Annotated in this window: 15 protein-coding genes and 1 tRNA gene; 12 read left to right on the plus strand and 4 right to left on the minus strand. The window is 49.2% G+C overall.

Translation table 11 applies throughout. The features are described 5' to 3' along the window. Window positions 1-66: 66 nt before the first annotated feature. Window positions 67-927, minus strand: a complete 861-nt coding sequence (locus tag ACLPHM_RS15170) for an inositol monophosphatase family protein (protein WP_430222051.1) — start codon at window positions 925-927, stop codon at window positions 67-69. Window positions 928-985: 58 nt separating this feature from the next. Between ACLPHM_RS15170 and mnmD the strand changes: the two genes are divergently transcribed. From mnmD to glnQ, 10 genes are all read left to right on the plus strand, one after another. Beyond that, window positions 986-2,833 carry a tRNA (5-methylaminomethyl-2-thiouridine)(34)-methyltransferase MnmD gene (mnmD, locus tag ACLPHM_RS15175; protein ID WP_430222052.1) on the plus strand — a complete coding sequence of 616 codons (1,848 nt, stop codon included), beginning with the start codon at window positions 986-988 and terminating at the stop codon, window positions 2,831-2,833. Between the two features lie 115 nt (window positions 2,834-2,948). After that, window positions 2,949-5,162, plus strand: coding sequence for a glycoside hydrolase family 31 protein (locus ACLPHM_RS15180; protein WP_430222053.1), 2,214 nt, complete (start codon window positions 2,949-2,951; stop codon window positions 5,160-5,162). A 203-nt stretch (window positions 5,163-5,365) separates the two neighbouring features. Continuing rightward, window positions 5,366-5,584, plus strand: a complete 219-nt coding sequence (locus ACLPHM_RS15185) for a hypothetical protein (protein ID WP_430222054.1) — start codon at window positions 5,366-5,368, stop codon at window positions 5,582-5,584. Between the two features lie 276 nt (window positions 5,585-5,860). Then, window positions 5,861-5,936, plus strand: a tRNA-Lys gene (locus ACLPHM_RS15190). Between the two features lie 696 nt (window positions 5,937-6,632). Further along, a complete protein-coding gene (locus tag ACLPHM_RS15195) occupies window positions 6,633-7,643 on the plus strand; it encodes a methionine ABC transporter ATP-binding protein (protein WP_430222055.1) in 1,011 nt (336 codons plus the stop codon). Further along, a complete protein-coding gene (locus ACLPHM_RS15200) occupies window positions 7,640-8,305 on the plus strand; it encodes a methionine ABC transporter permease (protein ID WP_430222056.1) in 666 nt (221 codons plus the stop codon). Before ACLPHM_RS15195 ends, ACLPHM_RS15200 begins: the two co-directional genes overlap by 4 nt. 29 nt (window positions 8,306-8,334) lie before the next feature. Continuing rightward, window positions 8,335-9,123, plus strand: coding sequence for a MetQ/NlpA family ABC transporter substrate-binding protein (locus ACLPHM_RS15205; RefSeq protein WP_430222057.1), 789 nt, complete (start codon window positions 8,335-8,337; stop codon window positions 9,121-9,123). 238 nt (window positions 9,124-9,361) lie between these two features. Further along, window positions 9,362-10,108 carry a glutamine ABC transporter substrate-binding protein GlnH gene (gene glnH / locus ACLPHM_RS15210; protein ID WP_430222058.1) on the plus strand — a complete coding sequence of 249 codons (747 nt, stop codon included), beginning with the start codon at window positions 9,362-9,364 and terminating at the stop codon, window positions 10,106-10,108. 112 nt (window positions 10,109-10,220) lie between these two features. Further along, window positions 10,221-10,907 carry a glutamine ABC transporter permease GlnP gene (gene glnP, locus ACLPHM_RS15215; protein WP_430222059.1) on the plus strand — a complete coding sequence of 229 codons (687 nt, stop codon included), beginning with the start codon at window positions 10,221-10,223 and terminating at the stop codon, window positions 10,905-10,907. 19 nt (window positions 10,908-10,926) lie between these two features. Next, window positions 10,927-11,655 carry a glutamine ABC transporter ATP-binding protein GlnQ gene (gene glnQ, locus ACLPHM_RS15220; RefSeq protein ID WP_430222060.1) on the plus strand — a complete coding sequence of 243 codons (729 nt, stop codon included), beginning with the start codon at window positions 10,927-10,929 and terminating at the stop codon, window positions 11,653-11,655. A gap of 111 nt (window positions 11,656-11,766) precedes the next feature. On the opposite strand, the gene ACLPHM_RS15225 is transcribed toward glnQ, so the two are convergent. The 3 genes from ACLPHM_RS15225 to ACLPHM_RS15235 all read right to left on the minus strand — a co-directional run bounded on the left by ACLPHM_RS15225 (window position 11,767) and on the right by ACLPHM_RS15235 (window position 14,289). Beyond that, window positions 11,767-12,465 carry a DUF6776 family protein gene (locus ACLPHM_RS15225; protein ID WP_430222061.1) on the minus strand — a complete coding sequence of 233 codons (699 nt, stop codon included), beginning with the start codon at window positions 12,463-12,465 and terminating at the stop codon, window positions 11,767-11,769. Window positions 12,466-12,538: 73 nt separating this feature from the next. Continuing rightward, window positions 12,539-13,243 (minus strand): N-acetylmuramate alpha-1-phosphate uridylyltransferase MurU, encoded by a 705-nt coding sequence (gene murU / locus ACLPHM_RS15230; protein ID WP_430222062.1) that lies wholly within the window; start codon window positions 13,241-13,243, stop codon window positions 12,539-12,541. Further along, window positions 13,243-14,289: an aminoglycoside phosphotransferase family protein gene (locus ACLPHM_RS15235; protein WP_430222063.1), complete on the minus strand. Its 1,047-nt coding sequence runs from the start codon at window positions 14,287-14,289 to the stop codon at window positions 13,243-13,245. The genes murU and ACLPHM_RS15235 overlap by 1 nt, the downstream gene beginning before the upstream one ends. A 202-nt stretch (window positions 14,290-14,491) precedes the next feature. On the opposite strand from ACLPHM_RS15235, the gene ACLPHM_RS15240 reads away from it, so the two are divergent. Both ACLPHM_RS15240 and ACLPHM_RS15245 read left to right on the plus strand, forming a co-directional pair. Continuing rightward, window positions 14,492-16,813: an LPS-assembly protein LptD gene (locus ACLPHM_RS15240; protein ID WP_430222064.1), complete on the plus strand. Its 2,322-nt coding sequence runs from the start codon at window positions 14,492-14,494 to the stop codon at window positions 16,811-16,813. A gap of 2 nt (window positions 16,814-16,815) precedes the next feature. Continuing rightward, window positions 16,816-18,258, plus strand: coding sequence for a peptidylprolyl isomerase (locus tag ACLPHM_RS15245; RefSeq protein ID WP_430222065.1), 1,443 nt, complete (start codon window positions 16,816-16,818; stop codon window positions 18,256-18,258). Window positions 18,259-18,261: the final 3 nt, after the last annotated feature.

Consider the following 18,261-nt stretch of genomic DNA (forward strand, 5'->3'; position numbering starts at 1 on the left):
CAAAGCCTTTTAAGAGTAAATCTGTGAACCCCATAGGGTAGCATGCCTAGTGGCTTTTCGCCCTGTTTAACGCTGTGGTGTGTACCCTAAACACGGTTGGATCATTTCTTGCAAAGCGTTGTGTAATGGAGCGTTGCTGGCAACGACGTGTCCGGTAGAGGGCCAAGGTTGTTGCTGGAAGATATCCTGGCAAATACCGCCTGCTTCGCGCACGATGAGTGTGCCTGCGGCGACGTCCCAAGGGGCTAAACCCATTTCCCAGTACCCATCAAAACGGCCACATGCCACCCATGCCAAATCTAATGCGGCGGCACCGTTGCGACGAATGCCACGTGTGCGGCGAATACCGGTTTCTAGCGTCGGTAGATAGTGGTCAGCAAAGCTGAAATCGCGGAATGGAAAACCGGTAGCCAGCAATGCGTTATCCAGATTGTCGGTGTCTGTGCAGCGTAAACGTTGTTGGTTCAACCAGGCGCCTGTGCCGTACATCGCGGTAAAGAGTTCTTCGCGGTTGGGGTCGTACACCACGGCGACTACTGGCGTGTCGCACGTAACAGGTGTGTCGCCCGCGACGATGCAACCGGGGTGGGCAATTAACGCAATAGACACCGCGTAGTGAGGGATGCCGTGCAAGAAGTTAGTGGTGCCGTCCAGTGGGTCTATGTACCACGTAGCCAGCCCCTTGGTGCCACCGCCGCTTTCTTCTGCCACAATGCCAAATTCCGGCGTCTGCTCGCGTAGAATTTCTAATGCGGCCATTTCCGCATCTCTGTCGGCTTGAGACACCAAGTCGTTCTTGGCTTTGGTATCAATGATCAAACGATCACGGTGCGCGGCGTGGGCTTGTAAAATGCTGGCTGCTGCATGAGCGGCACTGACCGCTGTAGCAAGCGCGTCGCTGAGGGGAAGGCGTGTAGAAGTGTGCATAGCTAGACGTTAACCTATGTTTGTTTCATGTATTTATTGTGTATTAAAACGTATTAACATGACGGGCGGATTTCAAAAACTACAGCCGGCTACACCTTCGTTTAACCAGAACGGTATAGCGCAGAGCTTGCAATATGGTGATGTGTACCATTCTACGGCAGGCGCACTGGCGCAAACACAGCATGTGTTTTTGGCGGGCAATGGGCTGCCTGAGCGTTGGCAAGGGCTATCTCACTTTAGTATTTGCGAGACTGGCTTTGGGCTGGGGAATAACTTTTTAGTGACGTGGTTGAGCTGGTTACAGGATGCCGACCGCAGTCAGCGTTTGCACTTTGTCTCGTTTGAAGCGCACCCGTTTCAGCGTGATGATTTGGCACGCATGCATGAGCAAACAAGTGCAGAATTACAACCGCTGGTGCAGCAGCTCTTGGCGCAGTGGCCTGATCTGCTACCGGGCATACATAGGCTGTATTTTGAAAACGAGCGCGTGACGCTGACACTGGTATTTGGCGATATAGAACAAAAAGCCAAGGTGGTGGATGCGCAGATTGATGCGTTCTTTTTAGATGGCTTTGCGCCACGCTTAAACCCCCAGATGTGGTCACGACGCCTTTTTGGTCAATTGGTACGTTTGTCAGCCAAGGGGGCGACTATGGCCAGTTGGTGTAGTGCAGGCCAAGTGCGTAGAGACCTGCAAGATGCTGGTTTCCTAATAGAAAAAGTCCCTGGGTTTGCACACAAGCGCGAAATGATACGTGGTGTGCTGCGCGAGAAACTAGGACGACAGCCTCGTGCTACGCCTGCGCATGTATTGGTTGTGGGGGCAGGAATAGCGGGTGCTGCAACGGCGGCAGCCTTGGTGCGTCGAGGTATACAGGTGACTGTCGCAGATCCGGTGCTGAAAGACGGAACGGGTGCATCACATTTAGGGCATAAAGCCATTGCCATGACACCATTGCTCAGTGTGGATGATGCGCCGCGTATGCGGTTAAGCCGAGCAGGAATGTTGGTGGCAGAACGGCAGTGGCAAGCGGCGGAGGCAACAGACTGTTTACCGTTGGGCACAGTGCGTGTGGCGGTAGATGCGGATGAGGATAAAGCAGCTCATAAGGCGGTAGAGGCGTTGGGCTTTCCAGATACGTGGGTGCAGTATTTGGATGTGGTGAGTATGTCTCAACAAGTAGGTGATGATGTCGCGTATGGCGGGTTGTATTTTCCTAGAGCGATGAGAGTGCAGCCTGATAAGTTGATTGAGCGTCTGTTTACGCATCCCAATATTCGTTTGTTAGCAACAAAAGTACTGAGCCTAGAGCCATCCGAGGCTGGTTGGTGTGCGGTATTAGACACAGAGGGAACAGCAACCGAGACGCTGCAGGTGGATGCCGTTGCCTTGTGTGTGGCTGGTGCTTTGCCTGCGTTATTGCCTGATAGTGTGGTCGCCACCAAACCCTATCCCTACATAAAAGAGATGGAACTGTTGCCCGGGCAAGTGAGTTACTTTGTGGCAGCGGAAATGACGAAAACGCCTACCCATATAGTGGCAGGTGAGGGCTATGTGTTACCTGAGGTGGATGGGGTATGCACGGCAGGTAGTACCTATGGTGCTCATGGCAAGCCCGCTCAGGTGACTGAGCAGGGGCATCAAGAAATACGAGATACCTTACAACGCTGGCGATCATGGTTGGCACCTGCCTCTACGCAGGGAGGCTGGGCAGGCTATAGAGCAGCCCTCAAAGACCACCTGCCAGTATATGCTGGCAGTGATCAGAGTCTCGCAATAATGTCTGGTTTGGGCTCAAACGGCTTTGCGTGGAGCGCTATTTTGGCAGAAGATTTGGCCGCAGCGTGGAATAATGAGCCGCGATTGCTAGAGAGGGATTTATCCCGAGCGCTGGGTCTGCGATAATAGAAGCTTTATGAACGAAATTTAGGTGTTTTTGCTTTTAGATTTGGTTTTGTAGCAAAAATACGTCAAAATAGACACTTTATTCCCTTGTTGGGCAGTGCCCGAGGATCGTGCTGTGTCGTCCAACACTCACCTTGCTGACGTGACGCAATTGTTTAATCTTCAAAGTAACCTTGCCAATAAACCGTCTGTAGCGGATTTTCAGGCTGAACAGACAGATCAAATCCTGCGTGTGGAAGCGCATTCCCCTGGTGTATTTAGGCTACGTTTTGGCAGCTTGAAACAGATACAGCCAGAAAAAGTCAGCCTGCGCGCTCAGCAGCAGGCCGAAATGCTATTGGTGCGGGAGGATGCCGTAGGTGAATTTTCCCAAGAAACCGTAGAGCAAGAAGGTGGCTGGCGCTTAGAGCAGGGCGAATATTCGCTGACGCTCACGCCTAATCCTTTCTCTTTTGCGCTCTATAAAGGCGACGAGTTGCTGCTGCAGTTGGCGGCATCCGGAGTCTGGCAAGACGAAAAAGAGGAGCAGCAAGGTTGGAATGCCGCTTTTGCATTACAGGCTGATGATGTGCTGTATGGCTTGGGCGATAGTCAAGAAAGCTTGAGCCGTGATGGCCAACAGTTGTTGTCTGATTTGCCAGAGCATCGCGTATTGCCATTGCTGTGGAGCACCAAGGGTTGGGGTGTGTATGTGAACACCCTAGAACGTGTGGAGCACAACGTTGCCGTAGAACAAGAAGGTCGCTATAGCATACGTGCGTCAGCGCCTTTGCTGGACATATTCTTGTTTGCCGGTGTCCCTACCGAGATCCTGAACCAATACACCGCGCTAACAGGTCGTGCTGGCCAGCCTGGTGTTTGGCCTATGGGCGTGTGGTTGCAGCAAGCGGCCGGTCAGTCCATTGACGACACGCTGAATTTAGCGACTACGCTGGGTGACAATGGTGTGGGCTTGGATGGTGTGATGGCTGCTGCGCCTGCGCTATACGGTTTTATGCCAGATCGTCCTCTGTTTGTATGGGATGAGGCACGAGTACAAGATGGCCGTGATTTAAGCGCGAAGATAGAAAAGTCTGGCGTGCAATTGGCGGCACATACTTTCCCAGGCGTGATTGTAGATACTCCGCTCTTTGAAGAATGGGAAGATCGCGGTTGGTTGTTGATTGATGACGATACCGGTGCGGCGTACCAGTTCGAAGGCGATGAAAACAGCGCAGGTAAGCCATTTGGTTTGTTGGATCTCACCCATAAAGATGTATTCAAAATGTGGGTAGAGCGTCAGCGCCAAAACTATGATGAAGGGTTGGGCGCACCAGTATGTACCGTGAGCTACAACATACCCGATAGCATTACTGCGCGCGGCGGTGAGTCAGGTGCTTTGTTGCGTACGGTTTATCCGATTTTGGTACGTCAGGCATTGTTTGATGCATTTGCCGGCCATAAGACACCGCAAGAAGGTGTGATTTGGAGTACCAACCTGTTCCCCGGTGTGCAGCGTTACAGCATGCAGCTGGGCCCAGATGTGAGTAACGACTGGGAAGGCATGGAGCGCTCTCTGCGTTCCGCATTGGCATTGGGCAACAGTGGTGTGACGGCGCAATTGCATAAGCTGGGTAATGCAGAGCAGCCTACCGACACCATGAGCGCTGAGCTCTATGTGCGTTGGTTAGCAATGGGCGTGTTTTCAGCTAACTTCTGTTTCCAAGCAATTCCTGCATTGCTGCCTTCCGCTTTTGATGAAAAAACCCAAGAGCTGGTTCAGCACTGGTTGCGTTGGCGTTATCGCTTAGTGCCTTATGTATTAGGCATTATCGAAGAGTCTGTACGTTGTGGTTTGCCAGTACAGCGCTCTATGGCATTGGAATTTCCTGATGATCCTATTGCGCAGCAATGGGACACGCAATATATGTTGGGCTCAGCTTTGCTGGTGGCACCATTCTTGCAACCTGGTGAAGAACTCGAAGTGTATTTGCCAGCTGGCAGTGCATGGTGGGATTTGAGTACGGGCTGGCGTTACGAAGGTGGTACGACTTGGACAGTCACGGCTGGCTTAGATAGATTGCCTGTGTTTGGTCGTGAAGGTCATATGCTGTGCTTAGGGCCTGAGGTAAAAAATACCAGCGAATTCAACTCGGCCAGATTACTGGAAGAAGTATGGATGTTTGGTATGCCTGAACACAGTCCTGAAGTGATGCGTAACAAGATCCGTGTGATGCAGATGCAAGGGTCTAGCTACATCAAAGGGTTGGAAGGTTTAAAAATTCTTCCCGCCGAAGGTCTGGAAGTGAAACGTCGTGGTGCTGAGGTTCGTATTTCTCGAGCACGATAACTATCTACACTAGATCCCTATAGCAGGATAGAAAATGCCCCGCTGGTTGGTTATCCAATCAGCGGGGCATTTTTTTTATGGTGTGTGATGACAGTGGGGGCGTTATCTCTATATAGAGAGGTGTAGCTCTTACTCTTTTCCTCTATCTATATAGAAGGAGGTGTAGGAGAGGAGGGAGGTTATCTGGTTATCCTGTCCATCGGTTGTTGTTGTTGTTGTTGTTGTTGTTGTTGTTGTTGTTGTTGTTGTTGTTGTTGTTGTTGTTGTTGTTGTTGTTGTTGTTGTTGTTGTTGTTGTTGTTGTTGTTGTTGTTGTTTCAGTTTGAGCGCCCACTATGGGTGTTCGCATGCAATAAGATGGACCTAGAGGATGGCAAAGAGCTGCACATGCTTCGTCGCATGTGCAACATCCCATACATTTAGACGCTAAATGTAAACTAGGTGACAGCGTGCAGAGTGGTTACCGTCTACTGGCAGTGTTTGAGAGCGCTAAAGTGAGGTGCTGCTGCTAGAGTTAGCATGCTTGTGTATGACGACTATTCTCTTGAGTGATGGCGCGAAGATTTAATTTTACTGTGCATGTAAACAGTGAAAAATGGCTCATTGGGCCATTAAGCAAAAAAAATCGTATTTTTAAGAAATATTCGTAGAAAGTGCTTGACGCACTAGTACAGCTGGGGCATAATTTAATTCTTCGGCGGGTCGTTAGCTCAGTTGGTAGAGCAGCGGACTTTTAATCCGTTGGTCGCGCGTTCGAGTCGCGCACGACCCACCAGTCGAATTCATGAAGTAAAGCAAATTTGATTTACTTCGCTACGAAAGTAGCTGAAAATAAGCCCCTGCAAAGGGGCTTTTTTTTTGCCTGTTTTTTGAGTAAGACTTCTAAGTTTGGCTTGTAACAAACAAATAGATGAATCTTTATAGTTATATGTGCTTTAGGGGTTTAGTCTGAATCCTTCGCAGCCCCCCCATTGATTCTTACGGTGAAGCCAGATGGTTTGACATACGGAGCAATGGAAAGGGCCCTCCCACTTTGCATTGTGTCGTTCCACGTAACTTTCACCGTTTTTCATGAAAGAATGGGGATGAGTGCCAGGAACAGCTACCGGCAAATCTAGACAATGGTCGCAAAGTGCGCGTGTAACTATAGCTTGCATATTAATCTCACGTAACGGGTTAATGGGCGGTATTACAAGCAAAACGCTAAGCTATCTTAACCCAATTATGCGAAATTGAAATGTTTTGCATACTTAGTTGAGATTTGTTTGTGTTTAGAAATGAGTGTCAATAATTTCAGTTTGAGTAATTTGACTCTTTATTTACGTCATTTAGGTGCTTATTACTAGTTTTTTTAGTTATAAGTAAAATGATTTTGAATACAAACACTATGGTAGATTAATACAACACACTGAATGAAAGAACCAAAAGGCTATCTGAATTCAATGTGTTTTTATTTGGTGGCTAGCACGTTGTGATTAGGTTAGAGAAAATAGAGAAACGCTATACCAGCGCCAATAAAGAAGTGATCGCATTGCATGACATTAATCTGCATATTCGACGCGGCGAGGTGTTTGGCATTATCGGACGTAGTGGTGCGGGTAAAAGTACACTAATTCGTCTATTGAATATGTTAGAGCGCCCAACTAAAGGCTCAGTGAGTTTTCAAGGGCAATGTATTTCTTCATTAACTGAGCAACAACTGCGACCCATTCGCCAAAAAATAGGCATGGTGTTCCAGCATTTCAATTTGTTGCAATCACGTTCTATATTGGAGAATGTCTGCTTCCCATTGAAATTGGCTGGGCTAAATAAAGCGCAACAGCATGCTAGAGCTAAAGAAGTGTTGCAACTGGTTGGGTTGGAACAGCACGCGCATAAATACCCTAGGCAGTTGTCGGGTGGTCAGCAGCAGCGAGTAGGGATAGCCCGGGCTTTAGCCAATCAGCCTGAGTTATTGTTGTGTGATGAAGCGACTTCGGCATTGGATCCGGAGACCACGCAATCTATTTTGCGGTTGTTGCTGGAAATTAATCAGTCGCTGGGTTTAACCATTGTCTTGATTACACACAGCATGGATGTGATACGACAGGTATGCGATAGGGTTGCCGTCATTGAGGCTGGCGCTGTTGTGGAAAGCGGTGAGGTGTTGGATGTGTTCCTGCACCCACAACAGGCGGCTACACAAAGCCTATTGGCTGAAAGTGGTAATGATACCGATGGTTGGCGCTCTATGGATCAAGGTGTGAGTGGTCGAGTCATGCGGTTAAGCTTTAAAGGCGACGCCACCGTGCAGCCCCTTATTAGTAGGGCCAGTCGCGACTTGAGTTTGGATATTAGTATTTTGCAGGGTGCGGTGAGCCGTATTAAGGGTGTACCGTACGGGCAGTTGGTGGTGGCGGTAGAAGGGCAAGCCGAACAGCAGCAACAGTTAGGTGCCATGTTAGATAGTTTGGGTGTGCAATACGAGGAGCTGCGAGCATGAATTGGTCTAATGTAGATTGGCCGTTGCTGGCAGAGGCGACGTTAGACACGCTCTTAATGACCGGGGCATCATTGGTGTTCACCGTCATTATTGGTTTGCCGTTGGGTGTGCTGCTATTTTTAACCAGCCCTAGGCAAATGATGCAAAACAATGGCGTGTATCAGGCGTTGTCATTGGTGGTGAATATTCTGCGCTCAGTGCCTTTTTTGATTCTGCTGATTGTGATGATCCCCCTCACCCGGGTATTGGCAGGTACATCCTTAGGGGTAGCAGGCTCTATTCCGCCATTGGTGGCCAGTGCCGCGCCATTCTTTGCACGATTGGTAGAGAATGTGTTGAAAGAGTTGGATCCAGGCGTGTTAGAAGCCAGCCGTGCTATGGGTGCAAACTCGCGTGAGACGGTAGTGATGGCTTTATTGCCCGAAGCAAAAACGGGTGTGGTGGCGGCTATAGTCGTCACGGCCATTATGCTGGTGGGCTATTCGGCAATGTCGGGTGTGATCGGTGGTGGTGGCCTAGGTGACTTGGCACTACGTTTTGGTTATCAACGTTACCAGACTGATGTGATGGCGGTGACAGTCATTATTTTGGTGGTGTTGGTACAGTTAATGCAGGTGTGGGGAGATAAGCTGGTTGCGCGTATGAATAAGCGCATCGCTTAACCCTGTTGAATTTCTTTCAAGGAGCTTTTATGTTGCTGAAAAAATTGGTGGCAAGTGCATTGGTAACAGCATTGGGGCTGGGTGCTTCATTGGCCAATGCTGAAAAACTGAGCGTAGCGGCTACGCCGGTTCCTCATGCTGAGTTGTTGGAGTTTGTGGCTCCTCAATTGGCGAAAGAGGGTGTGGAATTGGATATCAAAGTATTCACCGACTATGTGCAGCCTAATCAGCAGGTGTGGGATGGTGCTATTGATGCTAACTTTTTCCAGCACAAACCTTATTTGGATACCTTTAACGGTGAGCACAATATCAACCTAGTTTCAGTAGGGTTGGTGCACGTAGAGCCGTTTGGTGCATACTCCAAAAAAATCAAAACAATAGAAGAGTTAAAAGACGGTGCGTTGATTGCATTGCCTAACGACCCTTCTAATGGTGCTCGTGCTTTGCTGCTATTGCAGCAACAAGGTTTGATCACATTAAAAGATCCTAGCAATATTTTGGCTACCTCCAGAGATATTGCGGAAAACCCTAAGAAATTAAAATTTAAAGAAATTGAGGCCGCTACATTACCTCGCATATTACCTGATGTAGATTTGGCTCTAATTAATACTAACTATGCATTAGAGGCTGATTTGAATCCGCTGGAAGATGCGTTGTTTATTGAAGGTGCTGAATCACCTTACGCAAACTTGGTTGCTGTTAAAGCTGGCAATGAAGAGAAAGACGCTGTGAAGAAGCTGATTCAAGCATTAAATAGCGAAGAAACTCGTGCCTTTATCCAAGAGCAATATAAAGGCGCTATTGTTCCTGCATTTTAATATCTGGAAACAATTGTGTAATAAAGCGGTGCAGCGATGCACCGTTTTTTTTATGCTTAATAGTTAAAGAATGTGATATCTATCAAGGATGCGGGTTATTCTCCATACAAAAGATGGGCCTTTTATTACTATAGTTATACTCTTTGTAGCAGCGATTTATCCAATTGCGCTACGCTGTAGTGAAGTTTGGCGTTATGCATGCCAGATACTTATATCCCCTAGTAGGAGTCAAGCAATCATGAAGCACACTATCAAAGCATGGCTGGCTGTGGCAGCACTGATGGCATTGCCATTGGGTGCGCAAGCACAAGGCAAAGAGTTGATCATGGCGACAGACACAGCGTTTGTGCCCTTTGAGTTCAAGCAGGATGGCAAATATACGGGGTTCGATATTGATCTATGGGATGCTGTAGCTAAACAAGCGGGTTTGGAATACAAACTGCAGCCTATGGATTTCAACGGCATTATTCCAGGTCTGCAAACACGTAACGTTGATGTGGCACTGGCTGGTATCACTATTAGAGACGATCGTAAGCAGGTAATCGATTTCTCAGACCCGTACTATGAGAGCGGTTTAGCTATCTTGGTGCGTGAAGATACCGATGGTATTCAAAGCGCAGCAGACCTAGATGGCAAGCAAGTGGCCGTGAAAATTGGTACAGCGACGGTGGACTATCTGAACCGCGAAGTGCCAGGCGCTAAACTGAAACTGTTCCCGAACATTGATAACGCTTTCTTAGAGCTGGCGACTGGCCGTGTAGATGCTGTGGTGCACGATACGCCTAACGTTCAGTACTACGCGCAAACCGGCGGCAAAGGCCATGTCAAAGTGACTGGCGCGGTGAAAAGCGGTGACTTCTACGGTATTGCTTTCCCTAAAGGTAGCGAACTAGTACCAGTCGTGAATGAAGCTTTGGCAGCAATCAAAGCTAATGGCACCTACGATGTCATTTACGAAAAATGGTTTGGCAAACAGCCTGAGTAAGTCTTAGGTGAGCGTATTGCAACTCCAGAGCGGCCAGCTAGTTCAGGGCCGCTCTTTGTTTATCACGTTACGGTCTGTGCTGACGGTAACGACACACTAAGTAGGTGTAACGGTGACATTTGAATGGTCTGTAATTTGGAACGCTTTGCCCAGCTTATGGGAAGGCACCAAGATGACACTTTATATTACGGTGCTGGGGCTGGTAGGTGGCTCGGTACTGGGTTTTGTGACAGGGGTGATTACTACCTATGTAAAAGGGCCTATAAAGCTGTCTACGTTACCTATACAAGTACTGGCGATGATTGCCAAAGCATATGTGCTGCTGATTCGTGGTACGCCTATCGTGGTGCAGGTAATGTTTATTTACTTTGCTTTGCCGCTATTGGCCGGTATGCGCATTGATGGTGAGTCAGCAGCGATTTTCACCTTGATGGTGAACTCCGGTGCGTATATTGCTGAAATTGTGCGTGGCGCTTTGCAGTCAGTGCCTAAGGGGCTGCAAGAGGCGGGTGAGGCAATGGGTCTGCCATTTCATAAAATCCTGATTTACATTATTGCGCCAGTGGCATGGCGTCGAATGATTCCGGCCATGGGGAATCAGTGCATTATCAGTCTGAAAGATTCCTCGTTGTTTATTGTGATTGGTGTGGCTGAGCTTACGCGCCAAGGTCAGGAAATCATCGCAGGAAACTTCAGGTCTGTGGAAATTTGGGGAGCGGTAGCCATTATCTACCTGATTCTGACAGGGATTATTGCGTTGATCTTGCGTACGGTTGAACGTCGCTTGCGTGTAGTGTGATGAAGCAGGAGAGCAGAAGATGAAAATCGTAGAGTTCAAGCAGGTAATCAAACGCTTTGGTGATAACACGGTATTAAACGGTGTGGATCTAGAGGTAGTGCCAGGTGAAGTGGTGGTGATTGTGGGCCCGTCAGGGTCAGGGAAATCCACGCTGTTACGCTGTATCAATGCATTGGAAGGTATTGATGAGGGCGATATCGTGGTGGATGGGTTAAGCGTTTTGGACCGTCCTGCACAGGTACGCGCACTGCGTCGAGAAGCAGGTATGGTGTTTCAGCAGTTCAACTTGTTCCCCCAGTTGACGGCTTTAGAGAACGTGATGTTTGGCCCTGTGCACACGCGTGGTACAGATAAAGCAGAAGCCAAGAAACAAGCAGAAGAGCTGTTGGCTAAGGTGGGGCTGGCTGAGCGTATGAATCACTATCCTAGTGAGCTATCGGGTGGTCAGCAGCAGCGTGTGGCCATTGCCAGAGCATTGGCAATACGTCCCAAGCTGATGCTGTTTGATGAGCCTACCTCGGCGCTGGATCCTGAGTTGCGGTTTGAAGTGCTGAAAGTCATGCAGGATTTGGCTGAAGAAGGGATGACCATGATTGTGGTGACGCACGAAATGGAGTTCGCGCGTAAAGTGGGTAGCCGTTTGATCTTTATTGATCAGGGGAAAATCGCCCATGATGGCGACCCTGAAGAGCTCTTAAGTAATCCACCTAGTAAGCGCTTGCAAGACTTCTTACAGCACGTGGCATAAGCTCAATGTAGCTTGCGCTGTATGGATGTTTGTAACGCATAGTGTGTTTTCTGTACTCACAAACAAGGGCCTATAAAAGGCCCTTGTTTGTGATGTGCGAGAGTAGTGCGATCAGCGAATGTTGATGATACGCATAGCCTTGGCGCGTTTGTTGCCAGGCTCAAAAATCTGAATAGTGATTTGGCGAGGGCTTACGCCATCAGGCAGGGTTACGTCACCAATAAGGTGGGCGTAACGGCCTACAGATACTTCTACGGGTTCCAAATCAATGTAGCCAGTACGACCGTTAGGGTAGCGACCTTGAATGTTGAAATGCATTTCACCCGTAAAGGTGTGGTCGGCTTGCTCTTTGTCTTGCATGAGCAAGATGTTGTAGTTCAGTTTGCCATCGCTGGTGCTAAACGATGCAGAGCGAATGCCGGGAGATGTGCCACGAGGGTCGGCAGGCATGGCATCTGCAAACAGTTCAATGTCTTTCTTCAGGCCATCGACGATCTGGTCATGATTGTCCAGAGAGCTCTGCTGTGATTTCAAACTGGTCTGCGTTTCTTCCAGCTCGCGTGTGGTTTGACTCAACTGCGATTGCAAGCGCTGATTTTCTGCATTGGCGCTATTTAAATCAAAATGCAGCTGTTCGGATTGTTCTACTGTTAGACGAGTAGGACCGTAGCTGGTTTGAATGAACAATAGGCCACCCGCACCGATAATCACGCCGGTTAGCATAAGAACCAACCAACGAGGAATGCGGCGTTTTCTGCGGGAGTAATCGTAAGCGGTAGGTCTGAATACGGGGCGTTTGGAACCGAGCATGGACTAAGGGTATCTGCGGGTGAGTGGGTGCCTGACGCATCAGGCTTTAATCTGAATACTGATAATACCGTGCCTATTCCAGTGAGCCAAGCTGGCGGGAAATTTTTTCTAGACGCTCAGGGGTGCCTACATCGGTCCATGAGCCTGCGAGTAGCTCTGCGCTCAACTGTTGTTGAGACATGGCTTGTCGTAGCAAAGGCCCTAGTGGAGCGGGCTGGCCCGCAGGAAGCGAAGAAAACAAGGCTGGCTTGTAACAAGCAATGCCGCTGTACGTAAGCGTTTTATCCGAAATTGTAAGGGGATGTTCCGAGAGCAATTTACGTGGACTTTGCAGGTAAAAATCGCCTTTAGTATGGTGCTCTGGGTTTTCTACCATCCATAGATGCCCCAATAGTTCGCTATGCTGCAAGCGATCAGCCGCAGCAAATGCATGCTGAGCATCCCAGTCGGTGAACACATCGCCATTAATAATCAGAAAAGGGGCATCGCCCAGCAAGGGCAATGCCTGCCGAATGCCGCCTGCGGTTTCTAAGGCAGGGTTTTCTGGGCTGTAGTGGATACGCACACCGAACTGGCTGCCATCTTGTAATTGCGCCTCGATTTTGTCACCTAACCATGCGTGATTAATCACTATGTCGGTAATGCCCGCGCGTTGCAGGCGCAAGATATGCCATTCGATCAGGGAGTGATCGCCTGCTCGTAATAGAGGTTTGGGGCAGTGGTCAGTAAGAGGCCGCATGCGTTCGCCGCGGCCCGCTGCCAAAATCATGGCTTTCATTACAGGGTGACCCCCAATACGGTTTGACGGCCTTCAATGCGGTCCAACACTTTGCGTATAGGGAAGAGCTCTTCGTAGCGGCTGCATACTTGGCGTATGTAGGCTTGTAGTCTAGGCAGGTGCGCTAAATACCAATCTTTACCGTCGCGAATAGACAGGCGGCAAAACACCCCTAGAATGCGCAGGTTACGCTGCACACTCATCCACTCGTACGCTTGGTGGAATTCAGCAAAATCACGGCTTACCGGCAGGTTGGCATGTATGGCGGCTTGCCAGTAACGAATTGCCCAATCCAGCTGTTGCTCTTCATCCCATGTGTGTCTGGCATCCATGACTAACGAGGCTACGTCGTAGGTGATAGGGCCAAGTACCGCATCTTGATAATCGATGATGCCAGGGCGCAGCGTGTCGTCTATGGGCATCATCAGATTAGGCGTGTGGTAGTCGCGGTGCACAAACACCTGCGCCACATTCACGTTATCTTCCACCAAGGCGGCAAAGCAGGTTTGCAGCGCTTTGCTTTCTTGTTCGGTCAGAGTGGTGTTGCAGTGTTGATTAATGAACCATTCTTCAAATACTTGCAACTCTTCCAGCATGCGCGCTTCGTTATAGTGCGGTAAGCCTGTGCTGTCAGCCTGTTGTAGCTGTACCAAGCTTTGGATCGCGCCACGGTACAAGGTTTGGATGGTTTGGTTATCTATGCCTTTTTGTAAGGCATGCCAAAAGTTGTCTTGGCCCAGATCGCTTAGTAGTAAAAAACCTTGTGCTACGTCGCTGGCTAAGATGCGCGGCACATTAAGGTCTTGAGCGGCGAGTCGGTGGGTAATATCCACAAACGCGGCGGTATCTTCTTTAGCCGGAGGCGCATCCATCACAATCAGGGTGCCATCTTGGCTATCCAGACGGAAATAACGTCTGAAACTTGCATCGCCAGAGGCAGGGCGCAGCGTATCAAGACGCAGGTCATTAATGCAGTCCAATGATTGCAGCCAGCTTAACAAGAGCTGATAACGGGTGTCATTGGTGAGGTTTGAAGTGGCATCCATGGGCTAAGAACAAAGATTTGCAAGAAAAAAGGCGAATAGCGCTGCCGTATCGGGCGAGCTTATCTATAATAACGGGTCATGGTCAGCAAAAGTGTGGCCGGCCATTACTGTAGTGTAATTCTATTTTCCTGGGGATACGGATCCGGTGCGAGCGGTCAGACGTTTTCATTTATTGTTGTTAGGCTCTCTGACGTGCGCCGTAATGCCAGTCAAAGCGGGGGCGAAACAGCCCTCTTTGCAAGCCTCCCCTGCGCTGCAGCTTCGCCATGTTGCTGATGACGACATGACGTCCTACTTAATTGGTGATAAGTTAGAAAACCAAGAAAATGGCGAGGTAGTGCTAACAGGCGATGCGCAAGTGCGTCGCATTGACTCGGTTAGTAAAGGTGATCAGATCCGTTACGACCGGAACACTGGCGATGTAAAAGTACGCGGTAATGGTGTGTTGATGCGCGGTGGCAGTATTGTGCGCAGTCCTAGCATTGACTACAACATGAAATCAGAAGAAGGGGCATTGGATGCCATGAACTTCTGGTTGGCAGGTGGTTCTTCGGGTACAGCGGAAGCCGGTACGATTTACAACAGCGATCACATGAAGTTAGATGATGTGCTGTATAGCGGTTGTCCATGTCCTGACCCTGCCTGGTACATCAAAGCGCCTACTGTCGATTTGTATATTGATGAAAACCGTGGTGTGGCGCGTAATAGCGTGCTGTATTTCAAAGATGTGCCTATCTTTTACTCGCCGTATTTTTCATTTCCGCTGCGAGAGGAGCGAAAATCCGGTTTCTTGACCCCTATATACGGCTATACCAGTAATAGTGGTTTGGAATTGGCCATCCCTTATTACTTCAATCTTGCCCCGAATTACGATGCTACGCTGACACCGCGCAATTACTCCAAGCGGGGTTTGCAACTGGATGGTGAGTTCAGATACTTAGGCCGCAGCTATGAAGGCCAAATCAATGGTTCGTACTTGAATCATGACAATAAAACCCGAGAAGCGCGTTGGATGTTGTCCACACAACACCGTCAGCGTTTAGGCTACGGTTTTGGGTTTAGTGCACGTTATAACCGCGTCTCAGACGATAACTATTTCCGCGATCTGACCTCTATTGACTTGGGTAATGCCAATATTGATAGTTTGGCGAGTTCAGCCGCATTTAGTTGGTCTGGCGCTAAGTATTTCAATGCGTCGTTGTCGGTAACGCAGTATCAAACACTGCAGGATGATACTAGAGGCTACAGACGTCCAGAATATAACCAGATGCCTAGCTTGACGCTGCGTGGCGCACGTTATAACTGGGGCGGTTTTGATGTGGTCAGTGAGAATGCGGTCACTCGATTCGAAATGCCTTACTACTCGGGCACGTTGTCAGAGTTTGATCGCTACCGTAAAGAGCGTGTAGCGCCCAATGGGACAAGAATGTCGTCACTCACGTCCGTCAGTTACCCCATGGTGCGCCCGTATGGCTATATCACCCCCAAGGCGTCATTGCACTTGAGTCAATACGACACTGAGTGGAGCGCTTTGCCGATGAACAACGCGATGCGCAATAATCCACGCAGCAAAGGCCGTGCGTTGCCTCTATTTTCTGTAGACTCTGGGCTGTATTTTGAGCGTGATACCAGTTTGTTTGGCAATGCTGCCATACAGACACTTGAGCCTCGAGTGTATTACCTATATGTGCCATACAGAGATCAAAGCATGCTGCCAGTGTTTGATACTAGCGTGGCATCGTTTAACTTTTCTCAAGCCTTTAGTGAGAACATCTACAGCGGTGGTTGGGACAGGATTGCCAATGCGAACCAGTTAACCCTGGGGCTGACTACTCGTTGGTTGGATGCCGACACGGGTGAAGAGCGTGCAATGCTACAAGTTGCACAGCGCTTGTATTTTGAAGATCAAAAAGTCTTTTTGAGAAATACGGCAAACAATGAGTATCCCGAAACGCGTAGACGTTCAGATTACTTATTTGGTGCGGGGGCTGCTCTGACGGATACGTTGAGTTTGCGTGCTGACGCGCAGTTCAATCCGCAATCTAGACGTACCAACCGATTAAGTGCAGGTTTTAGATGGCAGCCGCAGCGTTTGGCGACCTTGTCTGCATCATATCGTTACGAGCGTGACCCTAGAGCCTTTGATAATCCTAACTATTTCAGGGAAAATCCAACTGCAAGCGATAATGGCCGAGAACGTGTATCGTTGACCACGCAATGGCCATTGGCTAATAAAGTGTTTGCACTAGGACGTGTGGATTACTCATTGCAAGAAAAACGCAGTACACAAACTATCTTTGGTATGGAATACAAGGGTGAGTGTTGTTGGGCGGCGCGTGTCGTCGTACAACGTTATGCGGTCTCTGCAGAGAAAAGTAATTCGGCAGTGTTCCTGCAGTTAGAACTGTCTGGGCTAGGCGCTGTAGGCCCTGATCCAATGAAGATGTTGCGTGAGCGTATTGTTGGGTATGAACCCATTACGCCAACAAGCACAGAAACAACCACCTTCGAGAGGTATGAATAAAGATGCGGTTACGCTGTTCTAAATTTGTGTTGTCAGGAAGTCTGGCACTGGTGTCTACGCTGTTCTCCGTGACAGCAGGAGCCCAGCCAGCCACTCAACCCGCAGAACGTTCTGCCCGCTTCGTTGATGGTATTGCTGCGATTGTTGATTCCCAAGTGATTACGCTGCGTCAAGTGGATAACGAAGCCGTAGTGATCGCAAGGCAATTGCAATCGCAGAATATTCCTTTGCCTGATCAAGATACGCTGCGTTTGCAGGTGTTAAATAGGCTGATTGATCAGACTATTCAAGAGCAAGAGGGTAAGCGCTTAGGTATAGTGATTACGCCTGAGTTCTTGGATAACGCCGTCAAAATGGTGGCTGAGCGTAATAAGCTCACCCCTGAAAAGCTACGCCAAGAAATCGCCAAAACAGGTATGTCTTGGGATGACTACCTGAAAACCTTACGTCATGACTTGCTGTTAGATCAGTTGCGTCAACGTATGGTGGATGAGCGTATTTACATCAGCGATGCCGAGGTAGATGCCTACTTAAAGAGCCAAGGCGTACAGGTACGTAGTACAGCCGGTATGAGCCAGCCCTCTGCAGCGGCAGGCCCTATATATATTGAATTGGCACAAATTTTGGTGCGTGTTCCAGAAGGAGCAGACAGCAATACCGAGCGCAATCAGCGCCTTAAAGCGGAATCGCTGTTGGCGCGTGTGAAAGCAGGTGAGGACTTCGCAGGTGTAGCAGCGGCAGCGTCTGACGGCGCAGAAGCCCTGACGGGTGGTGTATTGGGTATTCGTCCGTTGGAAGGCTGGCCTGATCTGTTCATTGAGAACATCAAAAACTTGTCTTCTGGCCAAGTCAGTGACTTGGTGCGTAGCGGTCAGGGTTATCACATTCTGAAAGTGACCCACCACGGTGGTCAGGACAATAACGTAGATCCTTCCTTGGGGCATGGCCAAGCATCTGGCGCGCCTGCTGAGCAGGGACCTATGATGGTTACGCAAACCAAAGCACGTCATATTCTGATCAAATTGTCGCAAGTACGCGATGACGAACAAGCTAAAGAGCGTATTGAGCAACTGAAGCAGCGTATTGATCAGGGCGAGTCTTTCGAGGTGTTGGCGCGTAGTAACTCTGAGGATAGTACAGCGCCACAAGGCGGTGATCTGGGCTGGTTAACGCCTGGTGAAACGGTGCCAGCATTTGAGCAAGCGATGGACTCCCTGCAGCCAGGGCAGATCAGTGAGCCTGTACGTTCTCAGTTTGGTTGGCACTTAATCCGTGTGGACGATAGACGCACCAAAAATATGGAAAATGAGTACCGTCGTATGCAGGCGCGTCAGCATTTGTTTGAACAGCGTGTAGAGCCTGCATTGGACGACTGGCTAAGCCAGTTGCGCGGTAGTGTATATATAGATAATCGCCTAGAGAAGGCATTGTCGTCGGAGCAGTAAACA

It is taken from the genome of Paenalcaligenes sp. Me131, assembly GCF_050487225.1.
In the GTDB taxonomy this organism is placed as follows: Bacteria; Pseudomonadota; Gammaproteobacteria; order Burkholderiales; family Burkholderiaceae_B; genus Paenalcaligenes.